At 61.9% G+C, this 22,767-nt stretch carries 19 protein-coding genes and 1 tRNA gene; 5 read left to right on the top strand and 15 right to left on the bottom strand.

Features of this window, described 5'->3' with window-relative positions; genetic code table 11:
• The first annotated feature begins 349 nt into the window (after positions 1 to 349).
• The gene (locus PMI40_RS18065; protein WP_008118309.1) at positions 350 to 1,417 is read left to right on the top strand and encodes an acyltransferase; all 1,068 of its coding nucleotides are present in this window, start codon (positions 350 to 352) and stop codon (positions 1,415 to 1,417) included.
• A 142-nt stretch (positions 1,418 to 1,559) separates the two neighbouring features.
• Here the strand turns inward: PMI40_RS18065 and PMI40_RS23010 are convergent, their stop codons facing one another.
• Both PMI40_RS23010 and PMI40_RS24105 read right to left on the bottom strand, forming a co-directional pair.
• Positions 1,560 to 3,353, bottom strand: a complete 1,794-nt coding sequence (locus tag PMI40_RS23010) for an ATP-binding protein (RefSeq protein ID WP_162130384.1) — start codon at positions 3,351 to 3,353, stop codon at positions 1,560 to 1,562.
• 303 nt (positions 3,354 to 3,656) lie between these two features.
• Positions 3,657 to 4,073 (bottom strand): hypothetical protein, encoded by a 417-nt coding sequence (locus PMI40_RS24105; RefSeq protein ID WP_008118305.1) that lies wholly within the window; start codon positions 4,071 to 4,073, stop codon positions 3,657 to 3,659.
• Positions 4,074 to 4,212: 139 nt separating this feature from the next.
• Between PMI40_RS24105 and PMI40_RS18050 the strand changes: the two genes are divergently transcribed.
• Entirely contained in the window at positions 4,213 to 5,523 is a 1,311-nt protein-coding gene (locus PMI40_RS18050; protein ID WP_008118303.1) for a J domain-containing protein, read from the top strand.
• Complete coding sequence (locus tag PMI40_RS18045) at positions 5,498 to 6,022, top strand: hypothetical protein (RefSeq protein ID WP_008118302.1); 525 nt, start codon at positions 5,498 to 5,500, stop codon at positions 6,020 to 6,022. Before PMI40_RS18050 ends, PMI40_RS18045 begins: the two co-directional genes overlap by 26 nt.
• A gap of 372 nt (positions 6,023 to 6,394) precedes the next feature.
• Here the strand turns inward: PMI40_RS18045 and PMI40_RS18040 are convergent.
• The 4 genes from PMI40_RS18040 to PMI40_RS18025 all read right to left on the bottom strand — a co-directional run bounded on the left by PMI40_RS18040 (position 6,395) and on the right by PMI40_RS18025 (position 8,255).
• A tRNA-Pro gene (locus tag PMI40_RS18040) sits at positions 6,395 to 6,471 on the bottom strand.
• A gap of 92 nt (positions 6,472 to 6,563) precedes the next feature.
• Positions 6,564 to 6,833 (bottom strand): hypothetical protein, encoded by a 270-nt coding sequence (locus PMI40_RS18035; RefSeq protein ID WP_008118300.1) that lies wholly within the window; start codon positions 6,831 to 6,833, stop codon positions 6,564 to 6,566.
• A 173-nt stretch (positions 6,834 to 7,006) separates the two neighbouring features.
• A complete protein-coding gene (locus tag PMI40_RS18030) occupies positions 7,007 to 7,855 on the bottom strand; it encodes a hypothetical protein (protein ID WP_008118298.1) in 849 nt (282 codons plus the stop codon).
• 160 nt (positions 7,856 to 8,015) lie between these two features.
• Positions 8,016 to 8,255: a hypothetical protein gene (locus PMI40_RS18025; protein ID WP_008118296.1), complete on the bottom strand. Its 240-nt coding sequence runs from the start codon at positions 8,253 to 8,255 to the stop codon at positions 8,016 to 8,018.
• Positions 8,256 to 8,476: 221 nt separating this feature from the next.
• Between PMI40_RS18025 and PMI40_RS18020 the strand changes: the two genes are divergently transcribed.
• Positions 8,477 to 9,625: a glycerate kinase gene (locus tag PMI40_RS18020; RefSeq protein WP_008118294.1), complete on the top strand. Its 1,149-nt coding sequence runs from the start codon at positions 8,477 to 8,479 to the stop codon at positions 9,623 to 9,625.
• Between the two features lie 406 nt (positions 9,626 to 10,031).
• Positions 10,032 to 12,050 carry an acyltransferase family protein gene (locus tag PMI40_RS23005; RefSeq protein WP_157221607.1) on the top strand — a complete coding sequence of 673 codons (2,019 nt, stop codon included), beginning with the start codon at positions 10,032 to 10,034 and terminating at the stop codon, positions 12,048 to 12,050.
• Here PMI40_RS23005 and PMI40_RS18010 read toward each other — a convergent pair.
• From PMI40_RS18010 to PMI40_RS17970, 9 genes are all read right to left on the bottom strand, one after another.
• On the bottom strand, positions 12,014 to 13,015 hold the full coding sequence (locus PMI40_RS18010) for an LLM class flavin-dependent oxidoreductase (RefSeq protein WP_008118290.1): 1,002 nt from the start codon (positions 13,013 to 13,015) through the stop codon (positions 12,014 to 12,016). The genes PMI40_RS23005 and PMI40_RS18010 overlap by 37 nt on opposite strands.
• Before the next feature lie 92 nt (positions 13,016 to 13,107).
• Positions 13,108 to 14,061 carry an acyltransferase gene (locus tag PMI40_RS18005; RefSeq protein WP_008118287.1) on the bottom strand — a complete coding sequence of 318 codons (954 nt, stop codon included), beginning with the start codon at positions 14,059 to 14,061 and terminating at the stop codon, positions 13,108 to 13,110.
• A 157-nt stretch (positions 14,062 to 14,218) separates the two neighbouring features.
• Positions 14,219 to 14,599, bottom strand: a complete 381-nt coding sequence (locus PMI40_RS18000; protein ID WP_008118284.1) for a GtrA family protein — start codon at positions 14,597 to 14,599, stop codon at positions 14,219 to 14,221.
• Between the two features lie 15 nt (positions 14,600 to 14,614).
• Positions 14,615 to 16,441 carry a hypothetical protein gene (locus tag PMI40_RS17995; RefSeq protein ID WP_008118283.1) on the bottom strand — a complete coding sequence of 609 codons (1,827 nt, stop codon included), beginning with the start codon at positions 16,439 to 16,441 and terminating at the stop codon, positions 14,615 to 14,617.
• The gene (locus tag PMI40_RS17990) at positions 16,438 to 17,463 is read right to left on the bottom strand and encodes a glycosyltransferase family 2 protein (RefSeq protein WP_008118281.1); all 1,026 of its coding nucleotides are present in this window, start codon (positions 17,461 to 17,463) and stop codon (positions 16,438 to 16,440) included. Before PMI40_RS17990 ends, PMI40_RS17995 begins: the two co-directional genes overlap by 4 nt.
• 575 nt (positions 17,464 to 18,038) lie before the next feature.
• Complete coding sequence (locus PMI40_RS17985) at positions 18,039 to 19,457, bottom strand: mannose-1-phosphate guanylyltransferase/mannose-6-phosphate isomerase (RefSeq protein ID WP_008118279.1); 1,419 nt, start codon at positions 19,455 to 19,457, stop codon at positions 18,039 to 18,041.
• Positions 19,458 to 19,478: 21 nt separating this feature from the next.
• Positions 19,479 to 20,609 carry a sugar phosphate nucleotidyltransferase gene (locus PMI40_RS17980; protein ID WP_008118276.1) on the bottom strand — a complete coding sequence of 377 codons (1,131 nt, stop codon included), beginning with the start codon at positions 20,607 to 20,609 and terminating at the stop codon, positions 19,479 to 19,481.
• Between the two features lie 75 nt (positions 20,610 to 20,684).
• On the bottom strand, positions 20,685 to 22,007 hold the full coding sequence (locus tag PMI40_RS17975; RefSeq protein ID WP_008118275.1) for a UDP-glucose/GDP-mannose dehydrogenase family protein: 1,323 nt from the start codon (positions 22,005 to 22,007) through the stop codon (positions 20,685 to 20,687).
• A gap of 76 nt (positions 22,008 to 22,083) precedes the next feature.
• A partial coding sequence (locus PMI40_RS17970) for a lipopolysaccharide biosynthesis protein (protein WP_008118273.1) occupies positions 22,084 to 22,767 on the bottom strand: 684 nt, incomplete at its 5' end.

The raw sequence follows: 22,767 nt of genomic DNA, 5'->3' as shown, positions 1-22,767 counted from the left end.
TTGCCTGCGTGATTGTTCGGGCGCAACGTAAAAGAACAAAGATGAAACGCCAACCATGCTCTGGCTTTAATGTCCGCCGCCAACGTTGCACCCAGGCAGCATCAGCAAATCGCATCTCTATTTTCAAGCCCTGCTCGACGTCGCCATTGCAGCCTTAACGTGCAGCCTGAACCTCAGCGTTTCTTGACCTGGTTTCTTGACCTGATTGGAGCATCAATCTACCGGTGTGCGTGTCGAGTCCATTGAGTCTGTCGAGTCAATCGGCACGCCCGACGAATTGCCCCTTGTAACCGCAGCCCGGCGGGCTGCAATGACAGCATGTGACCTGGTCCACCCAATCGAGGAAACCATGAAAAAAAATAATTACAGACATTTCGAGTTCTTGGATGGCGTGCGATTTCTCTGCGCGCTCTGGGTGGTATTTTCCCACCTTGGTGCCCCGCCGGTCTTTCGGGTGCTTTCCGAAACCATGCAGGGCCGCGTGGCCGACTATCTGGTCTTGGCACAGCGCGGGTTCGGGGTCACGTTCAACGGCACGGCAGCGGTTGTCGCCTTCTTCGTGATATCCGGGTTTTGTATCCATTATCCCTACGCGAATGGCAAGCGACTTCGCGTGCCTGCGTCGTTCTACCTGGCACGGGGAACCCGGATCGGCATTCCCACCCTGGTCGCCCTGGCCTTCGCATCGACACTACCAAATGGACTCAGGGACATGGGCGTGGTCTGGTCCTTGTATGCAGAGGCGATCTATTATTTCCTGTATCCGCTCCTTCTACGCCTGTATCGAAAGATCGGCATCCATACCGTCCTGATTGCCAGCTTCGCGGTATCGATCGCCCTGAGCATGGTGCCCGACCCGATGGGAGGCTACCTGTGGTGCTACGGTGTCGGATTGTCCTGGCTACTCTGCCTGCCGATGTGGATTCTCGGCTGTGTCGTTGCCGAGTCGATCAGTCTTGAACGTGTGCAGGCATTCTCGCTACGCAAGGGCTCCATCGTGGCCGCCCGGATCTTTGTCGTCGGATTCGGCGGCTTGGCAGGGGTGTTGACGTTCTCGCACATCATGCCCTTGAAACACTCGATGCTGGTCTTTGCGGCCCCGTGCGCCTTGTGGTTGCTGATGGAATTTTGCCAGACCAGGCCGAGCTTCATCTATACCAAACTGGCTGTGCTCGGACAGGCATGTTTTTCGATCTACCTGATGCACACGCAGGCGCCGCTGCTACTGATGCAAATCCTGGGCACCGAGCGCTCGGCCTTGAACTGGCCTGTGGTGATGATCACGGTGGCCGTGCTTTCGGCGGCGTTCTACTGGCTGGTCGAAAGACCATCTCATCTCTTATCCAAGCGCTTGGCCAAATGGCGTCAACCGATCGATACCATCCTGCCGCCGACCGGCCCTGCTGCCACCACCTGAACACCGCCACCCGCCTGCCTGAATCGGCCATGCCGCCGTATGTTGACTCGAAAAAAAACATCGGATCGGCATTGGCGTGGCGATGCGGCTTCAACGCCCAGGCTCATGCCGAGCCCGGAGCCGACAGGCGCCCGGTGCGTGCTCAAGGCACCACATTCGACAATACCTCCTGGACCGCATCGACCATCACCGGCTTGGTCAGGTGATGATCGATGCCTGCATCGCGGCTCTTGGCGCGATCCTCTTGCGTTCCCCAGCCGCTCAAGGCGGCAAGATACACACGCTTCAAACCGTCATGCCCGCGTATCTGGCGCGCCAGATCGAAGCCATTGAGATGCGGCATCCCGAGGTCGAGGAACATCACATCAGGCTTGAACGCAAGCGCTGCCGCCAGTGCCTGGGGCGACTCCGTCACGACACTGGTGGTGTGCCCCATTTCGCCCAGCAACAGGGCCAGCGTCCTTGCCGCATCGACGTTATCGTCGACGATCAGGATGCGCGTCGCCTGGCCAGCCGACTGCAGTTTGCCGCCGGGCTGATGAACTGGCGCTCCTTGCGCGTGGGCGACGTCGATCGGCAGGCGCAAGGTAAAGACGGAGCCGCCACCGACACCCGGGCTGGCGACCTCGATCGACCCCTGATGCAATTGCGCCAGGTGCCTGGCCAATGCCAGCCCAACCCCCAGGCCGCTCTGGCTGCGCTCTGTCGAACGATCCACCTGCGTAAACAGCTCGAAGATTTTCGGCAGCATCGGCGTCGGTATGCCCACCCCGTTATCGGTGATGCGGATCACCGCCTCGTTACCCAGCGCATCCGCGACCAGGTCGATGCGGCCGCCGTCAGGCGTGTATTTGGCGGCGTTGTTGAGCAGGTTGCTGATGATTTGCACGGTACGGGTCACATCGACCTGGAGATACACCGCATCGCTCGGGACCGACACCGTGAATTGATGATTGGCCGCATTGATCAATGGCCGGCTGGTCTCCACGGCGCTTTCGATCAGAGATGCCAACGCTACCCGGCTGCACTGCAGCGTCACCATGCCGCGGCTGATGCGCGATACGTCCAGCAGGTCATCAATGAGGCGGACCATATGCCCGAGTTGCCTTTCCATCATCGGCAATACCCGGGTCGCCTGTTCGGCACTTCCAATCTTGAGCAGCGTCAGTCCGGTGCGCAAGGGCGCCAGCGGATTGCGCAGTTCGTGCGCCAGCGTAGCCAGGAATTCATCCTTGTAGCGATCGGCCTCGACCAGGCTGTCGGCGTGCCGCCGCAGGGCCTGGGCCGAAATATTGCGCTCGATCAGGTCGGCGGCCTGGCGCGCGATGATATCGAACAGGCGCAGGTCGCGCTCCTTGGGCGCATGACAGCAAGTCCAGTGGGTCGTGATCATGCCGACCAGGCGCCCGCTTCGGGTCAGCAACGGGGTCGATTGCGCGGCGCGCACACCCGCTTTGCGAAAGGCGACCAGGTCGTCGCTGCCGACAATGAAATCGCAGGTGTCGAAGTCCGGCACCACCACCCGCTGGCCGACGGCCAACGCCCTGCCGCAAGTGGTGGCACGCCCGGGAGCGACCCACTGCCAGAACCGCAAGGCGTCGTCGTCGAGCCCATGATGGGCAATCATTTCCAATGCGCCACGCGCCTCGTCGTAGCGCTGCAGGCTGCCGAAATCGGAGCGCATGACCAACGTCGCGGCGTCCACCAGCTTTTGGTAGAGCGCGTCGACCGAGTCCTCGTCCATCATCATCGAACTGATGGAATGCAGTAACCGCGCATCCTCGAGTTCGGTCTCCAGCTGACGCTGGATCTCGTCACGCATCTGCAAGGCGTTTTCCAGCTGCAGCTTCTGTGCCTCGACCACGGCCAGCGCTTCCAGCAATTCGGCGGTGCGATCTTCGGCTTGCCGCTCGAAGGGCGGCTTTGGGCTGGCCAATGTGTATGCCGCCAAGTTGACGATGCCTTCACCCGACATTTCAGTTCCCCGGCGTATTTAGAGCAGTAATAGAAAGCATCAGATATGCATGTCCAAGGCGGCGCAAAGGCCGCTGGACCAGCGCATTCTAGATGAAATGGGTAGAGGGCCGCTACTGTTGTCGCCCGGCCCCGGCGATGGTGATGCACCTGTGCAGCCGCGTTCGAGGCTGTCCAGGCGCACGCGCCGGGGCCGACGCCGCCAGTCATGCTTGGTCGACGGCGACGCAGTCGGCTGACCGACCGCCGTCTCTTTCACCTGGAGTTACTCATCGGGAACATTATCGGTATTGTGATGCGCGACGATGGCTTCGCACCACTCGATCCCCCGCGCGATGGCCTGTGCCTCGGATGAATGCAAGCCCTTGATCTCGGTCCAGGCATTCAAGGGCGCACCGTTCCAGACAACCTGCGCGGCATCGATCACCCAGCCTTCGTCACGATGGGCGTAGCGCATACGATAAAGGTACTGGCCTTGATGGGCCCGATGTTCATAGAGTGGCATCGACAAGACGGGAAGCATCGAACGACGCATCACCCGAAAGATTGGAAAGCCAATTTGATTAACCTTCGAATCTTCGGTTCCCGCTCGACGATAGTCCGGCGTGGCGGGACAGGATAGAAGCGAATAGGCCCGCAAGCTGCGCACGGCATCCACCGCCTGCTGCGCCTCGAGCAGCACATAACGTCTCCGTAATGTGCGCGCATGATCGCCAGTGCTTCCGCCTCACCCGCCCCCTCCTGGCCGCGCAGCGCCAAGGAACCAGACCGGCCATCAAAGCCACCCACCACCATTCGATCATCTCGCACAAGGGGGCGCCATGCGGTTGCCGGGATTGACCAATCTAACACCAGCCGATTTCCATCCTGGCACGATGGCCAAGCAGGGCGCGCATACGGCGACCTTGCCGTCAGCGTCGTCGCTGGTCAGGCAGTTCCAGAATTTTTCCAACGCCAGCATGGCGAAGCTCTACAGCAGCGTCAACTTTCCGGGCGCTTCGGGCGCGCTGCAGACGGCTATCACCAACCTGCGCGGAGCAATGACGCAATTGCAGGGTGGCCTGATGCATCAGCTCAACGCGCGTCTGGGTGGTGCCGGCCACCAGGGCGCCGGCCAGCTGCAACACTACCGCCCACAGCAACATCAGCATCAGCATCAGCAAGCGGGCCGGCCAACGCTGCCAGGGATGTCCATGCCCTGGGGCGGCAGCATGTCGTTGAACGGACCGTTCTATCACCCGAGCGGCATGCAATTGCATTTCAACGGTGTCAGCGCCGGCGGCACGCCGATGATGACCACGCTCGACCTCATGAGCGGCAAGTTGAACAGCCAGACGCCATGGCAGCACAACCCGTCGACCGGCCTGATGACTTGCCGCAGCTTCGATCATTCCACCGGCAAGTCATGGGCCTGGATGCGCAACAACAACGGCGTCAGCGGCGCGGTGGACAACTGGGCGACAGGCAAGGACGGTATCCAGCGCCGCAACATGTGCGTGTTCGTTTCAGGTAAGCCCGCCATGCATTTCACGCAGGAACTCAACCCGGCGACCGGCAGCAACCGGATGCATTCCGACTGGTTCCAGGACAAGCAGGGCGCCACCTGCCGGATCAACATCGATCTCAAGACCTCGCAACGCAATGTCGAATATGCCGGCGCGCAACAGGCACACGGGGCCGGCCCTGAGGCTCAGGATCACACCTCCCAGGTGCCCCCTGCCTCGGGTCCGGGGCCGAACCCGCGGCCACAGGCGCCACCCGTACCGCATCCCCAGCCGAAACCGCAGGCCGCGTCGCAGACCCCGCCACCGCCAACGACCGATGCGCCTCCACGCAATGCCTTTGAGGCCCAGCAGCAGATGAAGAAAGCGGAAATGAAAAGCGCTTACCAGCGGTTCGGCCTGGTGCAAGGCGCGCCCATCAGTGACGACCAGCTGAAAACGGCGGAAAAACAATACAAGACCGCGGCGATGAAGCATCATCCGAACAGGCATTCCGCACGTCTTGACGATAAGGAAACCGATGCCCAGATGAAGCAAAGACAAGCCTCCAACGCGACGCAATTCCAGCAATGGCAGCACGACTACCAATTGATCAAGGAGGAACATGCGCGACTCAATGGAAAAAATTGAAGATACGTCTGATCTCCAACGCTGCCTGGCATTGATGGCGGAGACGACCGGCATGCTCGATCTGCCCGAGGCACAGGACGTGCCGGACCAACCGCTGCCGGAGTTGCCGCGGGCCGAACTGGGCCTGCGTCCGCCCAGCCGCGAAGCCCTGCTAGCACTGCCGGGGGACACGCTGGGCGTGTTCCGCGATCAGGCACAGCACGGCTTCACCGACATAATGGGACAGGCCCTGCAGTGGATGCCCTCCCGCGCTTCGCGCACCGGCACGCAAAGCCTTCAGATGGGTAATGCCATAGAACTGCGCGACATGATGTCGGCGTCGCGCCGCTCGCTGGCCGGCGGCGGTAATGACGAGCGGCGCACGATGGCGCGCGAGCTGTGCATCGCCAGCGCCACCAATCTGGTCCAGCCAGGTTGGGACCCGGCCGACGCGGGCACCTATGCCACCCTGGCGCAGGCGGGCGAACACAATCTGCTGCTCAACCTGCTGACGTCCTGAACACTGTTTTCCGGTGACCCGTACCGGACGCATTCCCACCCCATGGCATGACCCAGGCATAAGCCTGCCGTCCGGACGGCTGCGCAAAGCGGGCCGAACTGGATGCGCCAACAAGGATGCAATCTTCTTGGCATCCGTGCACCGGGGCCATTGACGCAGCGAAGATGAAAGCTGTCGCTGGCAGCAGTCCGCACGCCTGGCGCGCACATCTTCACAGCGTTAGATGTCGACCTGAAGCGGTGATTGCAGAGGTACCTGAAATCGGCCTGCAAGCGTCGCTGGAGCACAAAGCAAAACAGCACCGATATTAGATGACTCTAATATACGGTGCTGTCTTTCCATACGGCTTTCGCCGCAGGCCTTTGATTCTAATGGTCGGGACGGAGTGATTCGAACACTCGACCCCTTGCACCCCATGCAAGTACGCTACCAGGCTGCGCTACGCCCCGACTGAGCGCGCAATTATAACAGCATGAATTGCCTTGCGCTCAACTGTTTCTGAAAAACATTAAATAAATTTTCTTGCGCGGCATTTGGCGAGTCAGCCAAGCCGCCAATTGCTGCGATGTTGGCTCTTGGATCGGATGATATGCATCTCGTCTTCGACCTCGACGACTTCGGAGAATCCCTGCGGTGTGCGCCGGAAGACTTCCTTGCCGGCACGCGTGAGATTGAATGCCCCACCCAGGTTGGGAATGCCCAGCCCCTTGGAAATGACACTCTTGACCACGCGCCTCGGCACGATACGGAATTCGCCCTTGAACACGCTGTACATCCAGCGCAATTCTTCACCTGTCAGCTCGAGTTCCATTTTGATTTCCTTCGGGAAATAAAATGGATCGTATCACGAAGGCCTTTGCGTTGCCGCAAGGATTTACCTGATGAGTCGCAAAAAGCTCACTTTAGTTAGCAAGAGTTAAATGATAGATCCAGATTTGCAAGCTATCTCCCCACTGCTTGCCAAGCGTGCAACAGCGCGCCCATTCAACGGTTGCTGAAGAATTCCTTCATCAGGAAAGCCTGCAAGCCCTGGGTGTCGCTCACGCGTGCCGATAGCGTCACCACCCTGCCCAGTCGTTGCGAATCCCAGCTGAAATCGCCCGAATAATATTTGCGGATCAGCGCGATCATGCTGTCGACGATGGCCATCTCGACATTGCCTCCCGGTCCGGCGTCGACTTCGATGGTCTGGCGCTGGCTGCGACGCTGGTCGTCGGTCCAGCCCCGGAACGAATACTGGGCCATCCGCGGGCCTTTGCTGATGATCTCGAACACGCCATTGGTGCCACGACCGCGCCGCTCCTGGAACGCGATGTTGGCGCGTGCGATGTCGTTGGCAGACGGGTTCTCCGCTGCGCGGGCGGCGGCGTTTTCCTTGGCCGCCATTTCTTCGGCCGCCTGGCGTCGCTCGCGATTGCGATTCATCATCGAGCTGAAGTCCATCTCCGGCGCGGCCTGGGCCACCGGTTCGGTGATCGAGTTGGGCGTCGGTGGCGCTGTGGGCGCCCGGGCAGGCGCGGGCGCACGCGCTACCTGGCGCGGCGGCGCGGCGCGCTTCGGGGCAGGCTTGGTTACCGCCTTCCTGGGCTGGACCGCCGGTTTGGGTTCGGCCCGTGGCGGCTCGGGACGCGGGGCCGGCGGCTTGATGAACGTCACCTGCAGCGGTGCGTCGGGTTTACCCGGCGTTTGAACCCGCGGCGGCGCATCGAGCTTGGTGCGCAACACAGAAAACAGTACGACGTGCACCAACACCGATAGCGTCAAGCCGAGCACCGTCCTGCGGCGGGCGCGTGCGACTGGATCGGACTGGGTCAACGAACTGAAAAAACTCATACCTTGCGCCGGCAATGCCGGAGCGTCCGGCCAGAGGTCTCGAGATGAAATTGAAATGAGGCCGGTTGGCCTCATCATTTATGCAGAACGCAATATTCTAACGTCTTGCGGAGATAATTGGCGCACCAACCATGTACGTGCGTGCGCCAAAGCATGTAAATCAGCGCCGCCAATGGCCGCCGCGGTGCCCCCAGCCGCCACCGTAGCCAAAGTAGAACGACGACGAATACGGCGCCACGTAGGCCGGCTGCACCGGATAGGCACCATAGCCGGGATAGGCCGGATAGGTCGAATACGCCGGCTGGGCGCCGTAGTAGGGGTCATAGGGAACCGCCACACAGCCCCCCAGCACCAGCGCCGGCAGCACTACCAGGACAATGCGCACATATTTACCGATCATGATCATGCTCCTTAGGCCCAAGGTCGATTTTTCACGACGCAGGTGCCGACAATCCGTTCACTATCGCCCACGTCGCCCGTGCTGACCATCAGCCTTACCATTTGTTACGCCGCCGAGCCAGGCCATCAGGACTTATATAATGAAGCTGCAATGGCAATCGCCATTGACTACAACAACGTCGAGACCTTTATCGGGCGGCAGCACCGCCCTACTACCTGCCCATGACATCCTCCCGCCCCCTGCCCCACCCCATCGTCGTCATCGCACCGGATTCGTTCAAGGGATCGCTCAGCGCCGAACAGGTCGCCAGCGCCATTGGCAATGGCGTGCGGGCTGCCATCCCGCAGGCCGAGATACGGCTCAAGCCGATTGCCGACGGCGGCGAGGGTACGCTCGACGCCTTGCTGCATGCGGGCGGACAACGCCTGAGCGTACGCTGCCGCAATGCCGCCGGCGCCCCGGTCGAGGCCCCCGTGGGCCTGCTCGACAATGGCAGTGCGGTGATCGAGTCGGCATCGATCGTCGGTCTGACCGATGCCGCTGGTACCGCTGTCGCGCTGGACCAGCGCAGCACCCTGGGCATTGGCGACGCGCTGCTGGCCGTACTGGAGCGCGATGTCAGCCAGGTCCTCGTCGCGCTGGGCGGCAGCAGCACCAACGATGGCGGCGCCGGTCTGCTCGTCGCGCTGGGCGCGCGGCTGCTCGACGCCGATGGCAACGACGTGCCACCCCGGCCGGCCGATCTGGGGCGCGTGCGCCGGATCGATGCCTCGGCAGTCGACCCGCGCGTGGCCACGATGCGGATCGTGGCGATGTCCGACGTCGACAATCCGCTCTGCGGCGAACATGGCGCCACGGCGGTATTCGGACCACAGAAAGGCGTCCTGCCTGAGCAGGTTGCCATACTCGACGCCGCGCTCGGCCACTTCGCCGATGTGCTGGAGGGCGCCTTGCAGCGCCACGCCAAAGAATTACCTGGCGCCGGTGCCGCCGGCGGCCTGGGTTATGCATTGTTGATGCTGGGCGCGCAATTCCAGTCGGGCGCCCAGACGGTAGCCGACCATATCGGACTGGACGAGGCCCTGGCCGGCGCCCACTGGATGATCACCGGCGAAGGTCGCAGCGATGCCCAGACCCTGCACGGAAAAGCACCGTTCGTTGCCAGCCAGCGTGCACGTCGCGCTGGTGTCGCCACGACGTTGCTGTCGGGCGGCATCGATCGCAAGTCGCTGGATCGCCTCCAGGAAAGCTTCTCGGGCTGCTTCTCGATCGCCTTCGGTCCCACTACCCTGGAGGCGGCAATTGCCGATGCACCACAATTGTTGCAAGCCAGTGCCGAGCAGATTGCCCGCTTGTGGCAGGCGCGCTGAAGCAGTACCTGCGCTATGCGATCCACATCCTGCCTTCCGAGGCGTGGATCGCAGCAAGGCCCCCTGCGATGCCCAGCAACGCCGAATGTTTTCCTAACGGAAATCCAATTCTTTCTCGATCATCCGCGATTTAATCGAAATCGCCAGGACCCCCATGTTTCATGATGCAGTGCGCCATTCCCGGTGCTAGAATCCCGTTCCAGGCCAGCGGCATTTACTAATAAATAATTACCCTCCGCCGGCCGGCTTCATGTCTCCTCGCAACATTGTTCTTGGCAATCTTGCTGTAATGCAATAACGATCTCCCCAGCATTCGCTGCATTGCCCTGCAGCGTCTGCCGCATCTGTCACATGCGTTTTCCCACCCGGCCAAGCCGTTGTGTCGAATCACTATGCCAACGAAAAGATGAACATACATTACAGAAGAGAAATAGATGGCCTGCGCGCCGTGGCAGTGGTGGCAGTGGTGCTGTTCCATGCAGGATTCGATGCCTTTGCGGGCGGCTACACGGGCGTCGATATCTTCTTTGTCATCAGCGGCTTCCTCATTTCGCTCATCCTGATCAAGGAGCTCGAGAGCGGCACCTTCTCCATCGTTTCTTTCTATGAGCGTAGGGCGCGCCGCATCATGCCGGCATTATTGCTGGTGATGCTGGCCTGCCTGCCGGTCGCCTGGTTCCTGCTGTCGCCGCCCGACATGAAAGGCTTCGCGCAGAATATCGTGGCCGTGATGCTGTTTGCCTCCAACATCTTCTTCTGGCGCTCGGCAGGCTATTTCGACTCCGACTCCGACCTCAAGCCCCTGCTGCACACCTGGAGCCTGTCGGTCGAGGAACAGTTCTATATCTTCTTTCCACTGGTGCTGTGGCTGTGCTGGCGCCATGCGCGTCGCGCCACGCCGCTGATTCTCGCCGTGATCCTGCTGGCCAGCCTGTTGGCCGCGCACAGGATGGCACCGGTTGCGGCTGGTGCCAATTTCTTCCTGCTGCCCACGCGCGCCTGGGAGTTGCTCATCGGCACGCTGTGCGCCATCCACGTGTCGCGCAAGAACTATGTCGTGCCCACCGGCCTATTGCCGGAAGCGCTCAGCCTGCTGGGGTTGGTGGCCATCGTCTATTCCATCTTCGCATTCGACAAGAACACGCCCTTTCCCAGTTTCTACGCGCTGGTGCCGACCCTGGGCGCGGCGCTCATCATCCTGATGGCCACGCAGCACACCATCACCGGCCGCTACCTCCTGGGCAATCGCTTCACCGTGCTGCTTGGCTTGATCAGCTATAGCGCCTATCTCTGGCATCAGCCGCTGTTTGCCTTTGCCCGCTATGACAGCGCCAATGGCCTGGCGGCATGGCAGCTGTGCGCCCTTGCCGTGGCCGCATTCGTGCTCGGGTATTTCACGTGGAAGTATGTGGAGGCACCCTTTCGCAACAAATCAACGGTATCCCGCAAACAGATCTTCTCGTTTGCGGCGGTCGCCTCGAGCCTGTTCCTGGCGGTGGGATTGGCCGGCCATGTATCGAAGGGATTCGTCATGCGCATGGACCCGAGCGCGGTGGCGTACCTCGACAAATTCGACCTGCGCTATCCGAGCTGGTCCTATTACAAGACCAGCGACTGGTATAACAATTTCAGGATCGAGTGTGACTACTACGATGTGCCCAAGCAATGGTCGGGCAACAGCACGCGGATTCCCAAGCAGATATCGGCCAGTTGCCACACCCGCGACAGCCAGAAGAGCCATGCCGTCTTCCTGTGGGGAGACAGCCATGCCCAGCAGTTCTACAGCGGCCTGAAGAACAACCTGCCGTCGTCGTGGCAGATCCTGCAGATCGCTTCATCCGGCTGCCGGCCCGCGCTGGTGAAGGCAGACAGCGCAGACCAGTACTGCCTGCACTCCAACTTCCAGGCATTGCAGACCATCGCGGCAAATCGCCCGGAGGTGGTCCTGGTGGCGCAGGAACAGGGCCACGACATCGCCCACATGCAGGACATCGCTGCGGCGCTCAAGGCGCTGGGCGTACGCAAGGTGCTGTTTGCCGGACCCACGCCCCATTGGCAAAAAGGCGGCCTGCCGACCCTGATCGCCACCCGCTTCTGGGGCAACGTGCCGCACCGCACGTTCTATGGCCTGAACATGAAGGTCAAGCACATCGATGACCAGTTCAAGGCCGATTTCCGTAATGGGCCGCATGCCGAATATGTCAGCATGTTCGACCATTTCTGCAGCCAGGGCGGTTGCCAGACCATCGTCAACGGCTCGCTCGACAGCGTGACGACCTACGATTACGGGCATCTGGCGGCAGTGGCGTCGGACTCGGTGGCCAAATCGACGCTGGTGCCAAAGATAATCGAGACCGGGATGGCAGGCAGCTCGCCTGCCATCGGTCTTCAACCCAATCCGAAAACCTCGGCCAGCAATTCATAGGAGCGCAGGCGCGCCGCATGGTCATGGATGATGCTCACCACCATGACCTCGGTGGCGCGGTAATGCCTGGCCACCGCCTCGATCTGCTCGCGCACGTTGGCCGGGCTGCCGATGATGGCGCGTCGACCGGGGGGCAAGGCATCGCTGGCCAGTTGCTGTTGCTGGAAGAAGCGCTGTGCCGTCGCCACCGATGGCACCTTGTCCAGTCGGCGCCCGCCGTGCATGTGCCACAGCCGCATCGCGTAGCTGCTGGCCAGTTCGCGCGCTTGCGCATCGGTGTCGGCACAGATCACCTGCAGCGCCACCCCGCTGTGCGCCTGCGCCAACTCCGCCGACGCCACGAAATCACGATGGTAGGCCTCGCACACGGATGCGCCTGCGGCATGGATGAAGTCGGCAAACATGTAGGGCAGCCCCAGTTCGGCGGCCCATATCCCGCTTTGGGCCGATGAACCCAGCAGCCAGGTCTGGGGCGATTCGGGACGCCCGGGCAAGTCCGCCAGGCGCGCGAAGGGGTGTTCCGAGGGGACGCAGTCGAGCTGGTATGCCAGCAACTCGTTGAGCTGCTCGAAGAAGTCGTCGGCCGGACGCTGGCGCCGGTCACGCTGCAGCGCCGAGGCAGTCAGCGAATCGCTGCCCGGCGCGCGTCCCAGGCCCAGGTCGATACGTCCCGGGTACAGGCCGGCCAGCATGCCGAACGACTCGGCCACCTTCAGCGGGCTGTAATGCGGCAGCATCACGCCGCCACTGCCGACCCGCAGACGCTGCGTGGTCGCGGCGATGGGCCCGATCAGCACCTCCGGACTGGCGCAGGCCAGCGAAGGGCTGCCGTGGTGCTCGGCCACCCAATAACGATAAAAGCCGAGCCGGTCTGCCAGCTGGGCCAGTTCCAAAACGTGATGCAGGGCCCGGGCGCTGCTGTCGCCTTCGGCCACAGGGGCCTGGTCAAGTACGCTGATTTTCATGCGAGGTCGCTAGTGGATCGAAAAATCGACCTTAGCATGACGCCGCGATACGCGTTCGCACGCCACCGATGCGGTGGCCGCAGCCACCACCGTCAAAGCAGCCTGCCCAATGGACGCTCATAGAATCGATAGGTGCACACGCCCATGCAGGCACTGAATATCACGCACATCACCAGGCTCATTTCGTTGATGGCAACATGTCCTGACACCCCGATCCAGCGCACGAACTTGTAGAACACCGGCAGGCTGAGGGTATGGATCAGGTAGATGCCGTAGGATGCCGAGCCCAGCGTGACCCACAGCCCCTTCTTCACCTGGGCGATGAAGCAACTGCCCAGCACCATCAGGAAGGACGGGAGACCCCAGAACAGGAGCCGCCAGATATCGGGGTCTGCCTGCAGCAGGATCGACGCCACCAGCAAGGCGCTGCCAGCCACGAACAATGACTTGCCGTGTGCGGCGCCGACGCGATTGACGTAGCACCAGCCGGCCAGCATCCCGAGCGGGAACTCGAGCACCAGCGGCGGTATGCCCGCCAAGGCCACGCCCGCGGCCAGCAACACCGTGACGCTGACGATCACATGGCGTGGATTGACCGCGATGACCAAGGCCAGCAGCACATAGAAAAGCATCTCGAGTTCGAGCGTCCAGCCCGGCACCAGCACCGGGTAGTCGAAGCCGGCAAAGCGCGAAACGAACAGCAGCGACAGCACCGAATGCTGCAGGTTGAACTCCGATTGGCGGAAAGCCGACGGCACCAGCAACACCAGCAACACGCAAGCCACGGTGATGCTCCAGTACAGCGGCACGATGCGCTTGATGCGATTCTTGAAGAATTCCCACGGCGTCCTGGGATGGGTGTGCTGGACGTAGAACATCACGAAGCCGGAGATGACGAAGAAGATGTCGACGCCATTGGCGGCCCACTTCATCAGCGGCTCGAGCGCCTGCGTGGCATAGCCATAGGACGCACCGATGCCGAAGGCGTGATAGAAGACAATGTTCAGCGCTGCGATCGCCCTGAGGACCTGGATATTGTTGATCATCGACAGAAGAAGGATAGGCGCCGCGAGCGTATCGGCAGCGCGAGACGGCGACCTCGAGGGCAAGCCTCGACAGTGCCAGGCATCAGCGACGACGTTGACGGGAAGCAACGACCGCCGCTGGGCGTTTGCAGATAGACAACGCCCCTTCCGCCACAGTTCAACGTTTGGCGACGACCCCGAAGGTCCACACGCGGTTGATGGAGTAGGTCAGCAGCAGCACCGCGACCGTGGCCACCAGTTGAACGGCCATGTAGTTCAGCCCCAGTTGCCGGTTGAAGACATACATGATCAAGCCGTTCATCACCATGCCGAAGATCGCCGCCACGGCAAACTTGAGCATGCGCACATGATGCGGTCCGGTCGACTGGCTGAAGGTGAAACGGGCGTTCAGGAAATAATTCACGATCGCCCCGAGGAAAGCGCCAATCACCGTGGCCGCGACCGGGTGAAGCAGTTGCCACCAGGAAACACAGACCAACAGGAACGCATACTGGACCAGCGTGCCGACAGCGCCGACCATGGCATAGACGATAAACACAGGAATCCCTAACCTTTATACCTTGAGGGAACCACCACTTGCGGTGGCAGGCCCGCTGTTTTTCTCGGAGGGTGCCGGCACCACGTTGCGCTCGCGTTGCGGCACGCCATTGCGCGGTGCACGCACGCCCACCGCCAGCAGGAACAACGCCGACAACAGCAAGGCCGCCAGCGAAATCCAGTTACCGATACGTTCCTGCAGCAGCGCGGTGCGCTTGACCGTGATCACATGCGAACCCGCCCCTACCTCGACCGCCAGCAGCTTGTACGGGGTGGCGGTGGTCACCGGATAGGATGACTGGCCTGCCTCGGCCGTCACCCATCCCGGAAAACCATACGCCGGCAAGGCAATCGTGGCCGGGCCGCTGGCGCGTACGGTCAATTCGAAGCGCGAGGGATACTTCTCGGCCTTGAATGCGACGATCTCGGCACTGCCCTCCACCACCGCAGGATATTTCGCCACCTCAGCGGGCGGCAGCGGCGCCTGGGCGCCGGGCGGGAAGTATTCCGGCGGGCTCATGCGCAGCCGCACGTGCTCGCTCCCGGCGGGCTCTTCGATACGCGGGTCGGCATAGAGTTTCTTGCTGAGCATGGAACTGAATGCGGCAAAGCCCACCACCAGCACCAGCGCGGCCAGCTTCACATAACGCGCCGCGGCGACGTCATGCCATTGGTCGACCAGCACCCGGCCAGCCAGCACGAACAAGGTGCATACGGCAAATTCCTGGACCACCAGGGCACGCCACAGGAACTGGATCTTGCCCAGGGGCGATGGCGGCGCCACCAACACGTTGAGTGCACCCAGCATGAACGCAAAGAACAACACCACCGCCGCCGACCAGAACAGAACATCCGTGACCGGCTGGCGCGCGCCGACCGCCGCGCCCGCATCGCGCCGACGCCAGCTCAGGGCGCCGAGCAGCACGGCCAGCAGCGTATAGAGCATGGCAATGCCGGCGATCATGACAAACGACTTGGGCTTGTCGGCATCGAATGCATGAACCAGCGCGCTCTGGTCGATACCGGAAAACATCAACGCCGCCTGGTTCAGGAACGGCAGCAGGGTCAGTGCCGGCACCACGTAGCAGGCAGCCAGGCCCACGCTGAGGACGGCGGCGACGAACAAGGGCAACAGTCTTTTCTGCACTACCGTGGCCATCGGGGCCGACGTGGCGGCGCCATCGCGTGCGAACGTTCGCAGCAGCACATACGGCACCGCTGCCATGGCCACCAGCATGCCGGTCAGCAGGTGCGTCAGGAACAGGCCGGCACACCCTGCCATCACCAGCGCCAGCGCGCCGCGCCCGCCGTTGCCGAACCAACGCTGGATACCGGCGAAGATGAGCGGGATCCAGACGAAGGCGGCGAACTCGGCCATCGCCCCGCGCGCCATGTAGTCGATCTGAAAATGATACGGTGCCACGCCATAGAACACTGCGGCGGCCAGCGCGATGGCGCCGCGCGAAAAGCCGCGAGCCCACAGATAGAACGTGGCACTGGAGGCCAGGCTCAGCAGCAAGGTAGCGACGACGATCACACTGCCCACCGGCAACCGATGCAGCGAGAGCTGGTCGACCAACGCGAACAACAGCGACGTCAGCGGCGGGTAGTAATACAGCACCGGCGCGCCAAGTCCGGCGAACTGGTCGGGTAGCCAGCGCGGATAGAAACTGCCGGCGCGTACCGCATCCATTACCGACAGCAACCAGGAGATGTGCGTGCGCGAATCATGACCACGGATGCTGCCGTGAATGAGTGGCTGGTAGAACACCACCAAGGTCACCGCCAGCACGAACAGCAGCGCCGCCATCACGCGTCGATTGCCGCCGAACGCCGCGCTCACAGCGCAACCTGCACGGGTGCCTTCACGCGCGAGGCCTGGATCTTCTTGCGGATCAGGTAGACCGGCCGGTTCTTGGTCTCGAAATAGATGCGGCCAATATACTCGCCCAGCACGCCGATGCCGATCAGCTGTATGCCACCCAGCAACAGCACAGCGGTCGCCAGCGAGGCATAGCCCGGCACATCCACACCGTAGACCATGGTGCGCACGATGAGCCAGATGCCGCGCACGATGGCCAGCGCCGCGATGAAGCCACCGGCGTAGCTCCATACCCGCAGCGGCAAGGTGCTGAAGCTGGTGAAGCCCTCCAACGCAAAATTCCACAGCTTCCAGCCGGAAAACTTGGTTTGGCCCGCCACCCGCTGCTCGCGCACATAGTCCACCGTTGCCGTCTTGAAACCGACCCAGGCAAACAAGCCCTTCATGAACCGCCGCGATTCCGGCAACGACTTGAGCGCCTCGACCACCGAACGACTCATCAAGCGGAAATCGCCGACGTTCTCGGGGATCTTGATATCGGCGATCTTGTTGTGCAAGCGATAGAACCACAGGGCCGTCATCTTCTTGAGCGACGTATCGGAGTCGCGGTTGACGCGTCGCGCCAGCACCACCTCGTAACCCTCGCGCCATTTGTCGAGCAATTTGGGGATGACGTCCGGCGGATCCTGCAGGTCGGCGTCGAACGGGATGACGACGTCGCCGCGCGCACTTTCGATGGCCGCAGTGAGGGCCGCCTCCTTGCCGAAATTGCGGGTCAACTCCACCACGACGATACGCGAGTCGTACAACGCCTTGTCGCTCAGCATTTGCAAGGTGGCGTCACGACTGCCGTCGTCCACGCAGACGATCTCGAAATCGGTTGCGGGAATCGCCTCGAGCGCCGGAATGACGGTAGCGAAGAAGACCTCGATCGCTTCCTCTTCGTTATAGAACGGCACGACCAGCGAGATCAGGGGGCGTTCCGCAGGCGCGATGGGTAGGGGCAATTCGGCGATGATGGCGGCGTCGTTATAGTTGTTCATGATGTGGATGACGTTGAAATCGGAACGGATGTCGGCCTAACGGTTGGCCCTGTGCACGCAAGTCGACGCACGCGGCCCCGGCACTGCCGGAGCTGCGATGAAATGCTGAAAAAAGGAACTTGCGTGTGACGATTTATAACCGTGCGACGGACATCGAGCGTACTTGGTGCTGCGGTGCAACCAACCTCTGAACCTGATGCGGGAAGTAATGCTTGCTCGGTCGAAAAAACCTGCAATGTTCTTGTAATTCTCAGGACAGACAATAACAAACTTCGTCTCGATAACGAACATTTTTTATCATGTTTCAGTGACTATTTGATGCGAGTTTCCTGCAAACATTGCTGTACTGCACCACAACGTCATCTTGTCGCCCCGGCGCACTCGCCGACCATGCCAAGCTCGACGGCTTGCGCACTCGACGTTACCCTATCGTGCCCTGCGGCAACCGGGGTATGCGCACCGCAAGCAAGCTCATTGCGGCACCGGGACAATGAAAAAAGCCGTATCGAGGACCCTCGATACGGCTTTCCGGTTACTTGCTCGACGGGCTCCAGCCGAGCCCGCCGCCAGGTGCGTCAGACGCGCTTGTAGACGTCTTCGAAGCGCACGATGTCATCTTCTCCGAGATAACTTCCCGACTGCACCTCGATCAGGTGCAGCGGCAGCTTGCCAGGATTTTCCAGGCGATGGGTGACGCCGATGGGCAGGTAGATCGATTCGTTCTCGCTCATCAGCTTGACTTCCTCGCCGCGGGTCACCAGCGCGGTTCCGCTGACCACCACCCAGTGTTCGGCGCGGTGATGATGCATCTGCAGCGAGAGCTTCTCGCCCGGCTTGACGATGATGCGCTTGACCTGGAAACGCTCGCCGTCGGCCAGGCTCTCGTAGCTGCCCCATGGGCGATAGACGCGCTTGTGATGCATGTGCTCGGTACGCCCGCTCGACTTGAGGGTATCGACGATCTTCTTCACATCCTGCACCCGGTCGCGGTGTGCCACCAGCACGGCATCGTCGGTCTCGACGATGATCAGGTCCTGCACGCCCAGCGCGGCCACCATGCGCGACTCGGCACGCACCAGCGTATTGCCCACGTCCTGCAGCAGCACATCGCCGCGGGCGACGTTGCCGTCGGCGTCGCTTTGCTGCACGGCCCACAAGGCGCTCCACGAACCGACGTCGCTCCAGCCGATGTCGGCCAGCACCACCACTGCCTTCTTGGTGCGTTCCATCACCGCGTAGTCGATCGATTCCGACGGCGTGGCTTCGAAGCTGGCCTGGTCGAGACGGCAGAAATCGAGGTCTTCGTAGCCCTTGAGCACGGCCTGTTCGACCGGTTCGGCGATATCGGGGCGGTAAGCCAGCAACTCCTGCAAGTAGTCCGACGCCTTGAACAGGAACATACCGCTGTTCCACGAATAATTGCCTTCTGCGAGGAAACCGTTGGCCGTGGCCAGGTCGGGCTTCTCGACGAACTTGTCGACCACATAGCTATCGACCACGCCAGGCACTGCACTGCCCCGGCGGATATAGCCATAGCCGGTCTCGGGCGACGACGGCAGGATGCCGAAGGTCGCCAGGGAGCCGGCGGCGACCACCTCGGCGGCACGGGCGACGGCATCCTGGAAAGCCGCCACGTCATTGATCACGTGGTCGGCCGGCAGCACCAGCATGACCGCTTCGGGGTCCTGCCGGGCCAGCAGGTGGGCGGCGGCGGCGACGGCCGGCGCGGTGTTCTTGCCGACCGGTTCGAGCATGATGCCCAGCGGCTTGATGCCGATCTCGCGCATCTGCTCGGCCACCATGAAGCGATGCTCATTGCCGCACACGAACAGCGGCGGCATGATCTGCGGCCATTGGCTCACGCGGGCAACGGTTTCCTGCAGCATGGTGCGGTCGCCCACGACCGAGATCAGTTGCTTGGGCAAGGCCGCGCGCGACAGCGGCCACAGGCGGGTACCGGACCCGCCGGAAAGAATGACGGGGTAGATTTTCATGACTTCCTCGCTATGCATGGTTTAAGCGCTCTGGCGCGCCGTCTTGCGACGATCGCGCGCATCGTTCCAGTGATTGTCGTTGTATTCAGAAATATGCTTCATCTGGCCGTCGCGGCTGACACTGTAATGGCCGCAGACGACCGATTCCTCGACCTTGGTGCCGGGCGCGGTGCGAGTGTACTCGAACAATACGCTCCTGATCACCTCCGAGCCCGAACAGATATGACTGCCATGACCGATCCAGGTTGGACCGATGATCTTGCTGCCGGCCTCGATGTGGGTACCCGAACCGATGTAGACCGGGCCCTCGATGGTGGTGCCTTCCCATTCGATACGGGTGTTCAAGCCGACCCACAGGCCTTCCTCGATCTGCGTGCCGGGCACGTACATCTGCGCCACCTTGCCACTGAGTACGCTTTGCAGCACCGACCAGAAATCGGTGACGTTGCCGATGTCGATCCAGTTGAAGAAACGCTTCTGGGCAAAGAACGGTATCTTCTTCTCGACCAGCAGCGGGAACAGTTCGGAACCGATATCGAACACGGTGTTGCTCGGGATCAGGTCCAGCACTTCCGGTTCCATGATGTAGATACCGGTACTGGCCAGGGTCGACTTGGCTTCGGCAGGAGACGGCTTTTCCTGGAACGACAGCACCTGGCCGGTCTCGGGATCGGCCACCACCACGCCGTAGCTCGACACCTGGTCCAGCGCGACCTCCTTGGTGATGACGCTCACCAGCGCGCCTTTGCGGCGGTGTTCGAACAGCGCCGACTGGATATCGAGATCGATCAGGGCATCGCCGCAGATCACCAGCGTGGTCTCATCGAAGAAACCGCCGAATTCCTGGATCTTCTTCATGCCGCCGGCCGAGCCGATCGGGTGCGGGTGCACTTCCCCGGCGTCGTCCACGTAGCCCTCGAAGGAGTATCCGATGCGGGCACCAAAGCGCTGGCCTTCGCCGAAGTAATTCTCGATCTTCTGGTGCAGGTAGCTCACATTGATCATGATGTCGTGGATGCCGAACTTGACCAGGTGCTCGACCAGGTATTCCAGCACCGGCTTGCCCAGGATGGGAATCATCGGCTTGGGCAGGTCATAGGTCAGTGGACGCACGCGGGTGCCTTTGCCGGCAGCCAGGATCATCGCTTTCATGGGTTCTCTCTCGATTTTGGAATTCGTGGGCTACGGACCGCATCGTCACAGACGATGCGGCGTGCTGCATGAATATCAACGGCGACCGATGGCGAAATACTCGATGCCACGCTTGCGCATCTGCGCCGGTGTATACAGGTTGCGGCCGTCGAAGATCACCGGGTTCTTCAGGCTGCTCTTGATGGCATCGAAGTTGGGCACGCGGAATTCCTTCCACTCGGTCACGATCACCAACGCCTCGGCGCCGGTCAGCGCATCCTGGGGCGAGGTGGCGTACGACAGGCGATCGTCATTGCCATAGATGCGACGGGTCTCATCCATCGCCACCGGATCGTAGGCGCGCACCCGGGCGCCCATGTCCCACAGGCCTTCGATGACCACCCGGCTCGACGCTTCGCGCATGTCGTCGGTGTTGGGCTTGAATGCCAGGCCCCACAGGGCGAAGGTCATGCCGCGCAGGTCGCTGCCGAAATGGCCGCGGATCTTGTCGAGCAGGACGTGCTTTTGCGCCTCGTTGGCCTCTTCGACCGCGTGCAGCACCTTGAGCCTGCGTCCGCCTTCGTCGGCGGTGCGGATCAATGCCTGGACGTCCTTGGGGAAGCACGAACCGCCGTAGCCGCAGCCCGGATACAGGAAGTGGAAGCCGATGCGCGGGTCAGAACCGATACCCACACGAATCTGCTCGATGTCGGCGCCCAGGTCGTCGGCCAGGTTGGCCAGCTCGTTCATGAACGAGATGCGGGTCGCCAGCATGGCGTTGGCGGCGTACTTGGTCAGCTCGGCCGAGCGCACGTCCATCACGATCACCCGATCATGGTTGCGGATGAACGGCGCGTAGAGCTCGCGCATGGCGGTGATGGCGCGGTCGCTGTCGGCACCGATGACGATGCGGTCGGGCCGCATGAAGTCTTCGACGGCCGCGCCTTCCTTGAGGAATTCAGGGTTCGACACCACATCGAAGGGCGTCTCGAGCTTGCGCGCGGCCAGCTCTTCCTGGATCGCCGCCCGCACCTTGTCGCCGGTACCGACCGGCACGGTCGACTTGTCGATGACGATCTTGTAGTCGGTCATGTGCTTGCCGATGTTGCGCGCCGCCGCCACCACGTACTTCAGGTCGGCCGAACCGTCTTCGTCGGGTGGCGTGCCCACGGCGATGAACTGCAGTTCTCCAAAGGCCACCGATTCGGCGATATCGGTGCTGAACTTCAGGCGGCCGGAGGCGACGTTACGCTGCACCATATCCTGCAGGCCCGGTTCGTGGATGGGGATGCCGCCCTCGCGCAGGATGCGGATCTTGTTCTCGTCCAGATCGAGGCAAAGGACGTCGTTACCCATTTCCGCCAGGCAAGTACCGGTGACCAGGCCGACGTAGCCAGTACCAATGACAGTTATCTTCATTTTCTTTTCCTAATCAAAAAAAGCTTGGTGCAAAACCACCGCCATGAGGCAGACGCGGTCCTCGGATGTCTCCGTCTTATTGTGTGGCCTGCAGCGGCTGGCTGGCCGGCACATCCTTGCAAAGGAAGGCCGCGCCCCACAGGATCGCTGCAAGCAAAAAATGTGCGAATACGAACGCACCGATCAGGCCAGGCACGCCCTTGAACCAGATACCGGCCACCAGCACGAAGCCGAAACCCACCGCCGACAGGCTGAAGATGGCCGCACGCAAGCCCTGCCGTCCGGCCCCGGTGAGCGCATCGGCGGCCGGATACTGCAAGGCGATGAATGGCAAGGCCAGCGACAGGCCGATGGTGACATCGACGCTGCCGGCAAAGTCATGCCCCAGCACATGCGGTGCGAACAGCGCCGCCCCCGCCACCGCCGCCGCCGACAGGATGCCGGTACCGAACAGGGCCGGTGCCACCCGCAGCGCGTAGCGCCGGCTGGCTGCCATGCCGTTGACGCCATGCTGGAAGAACTTGGGGTAGAAGATGCGCGTCATCACCTGCATCGGAAACAGCCCCAGTTGCAGGATGCGCGACGCCGCCCCATACACGCCAAGCGCATAGGCATCGGCAAAGCGCGACAGCACCATGCGGTCGAGGTTGCTCTGCATCGAGCGCGCACCCTGGTTGACGCAGAACAGGAAACCGCTCTTCATCTCCGCCACCAGCAGGACCGGCTGCGGCCTGCCGTACCGGCGCCCGCCCAGCCAGCC

The organism is Herbaspirillum sp. YR522 (assembly GCF_000282575.1).
In the GTDB taxonomy this organism is placed as follows: Bacteria; Pseudomonadota; Gammaproteobacteria; order Burkholderiales; family Burkholderiaceae_D; genus Herbaspirillum.
Note: the sequence above shows the minus strand (reverse complement) of the source record. Positions and strands in the feature narration are given on the sequence as shown.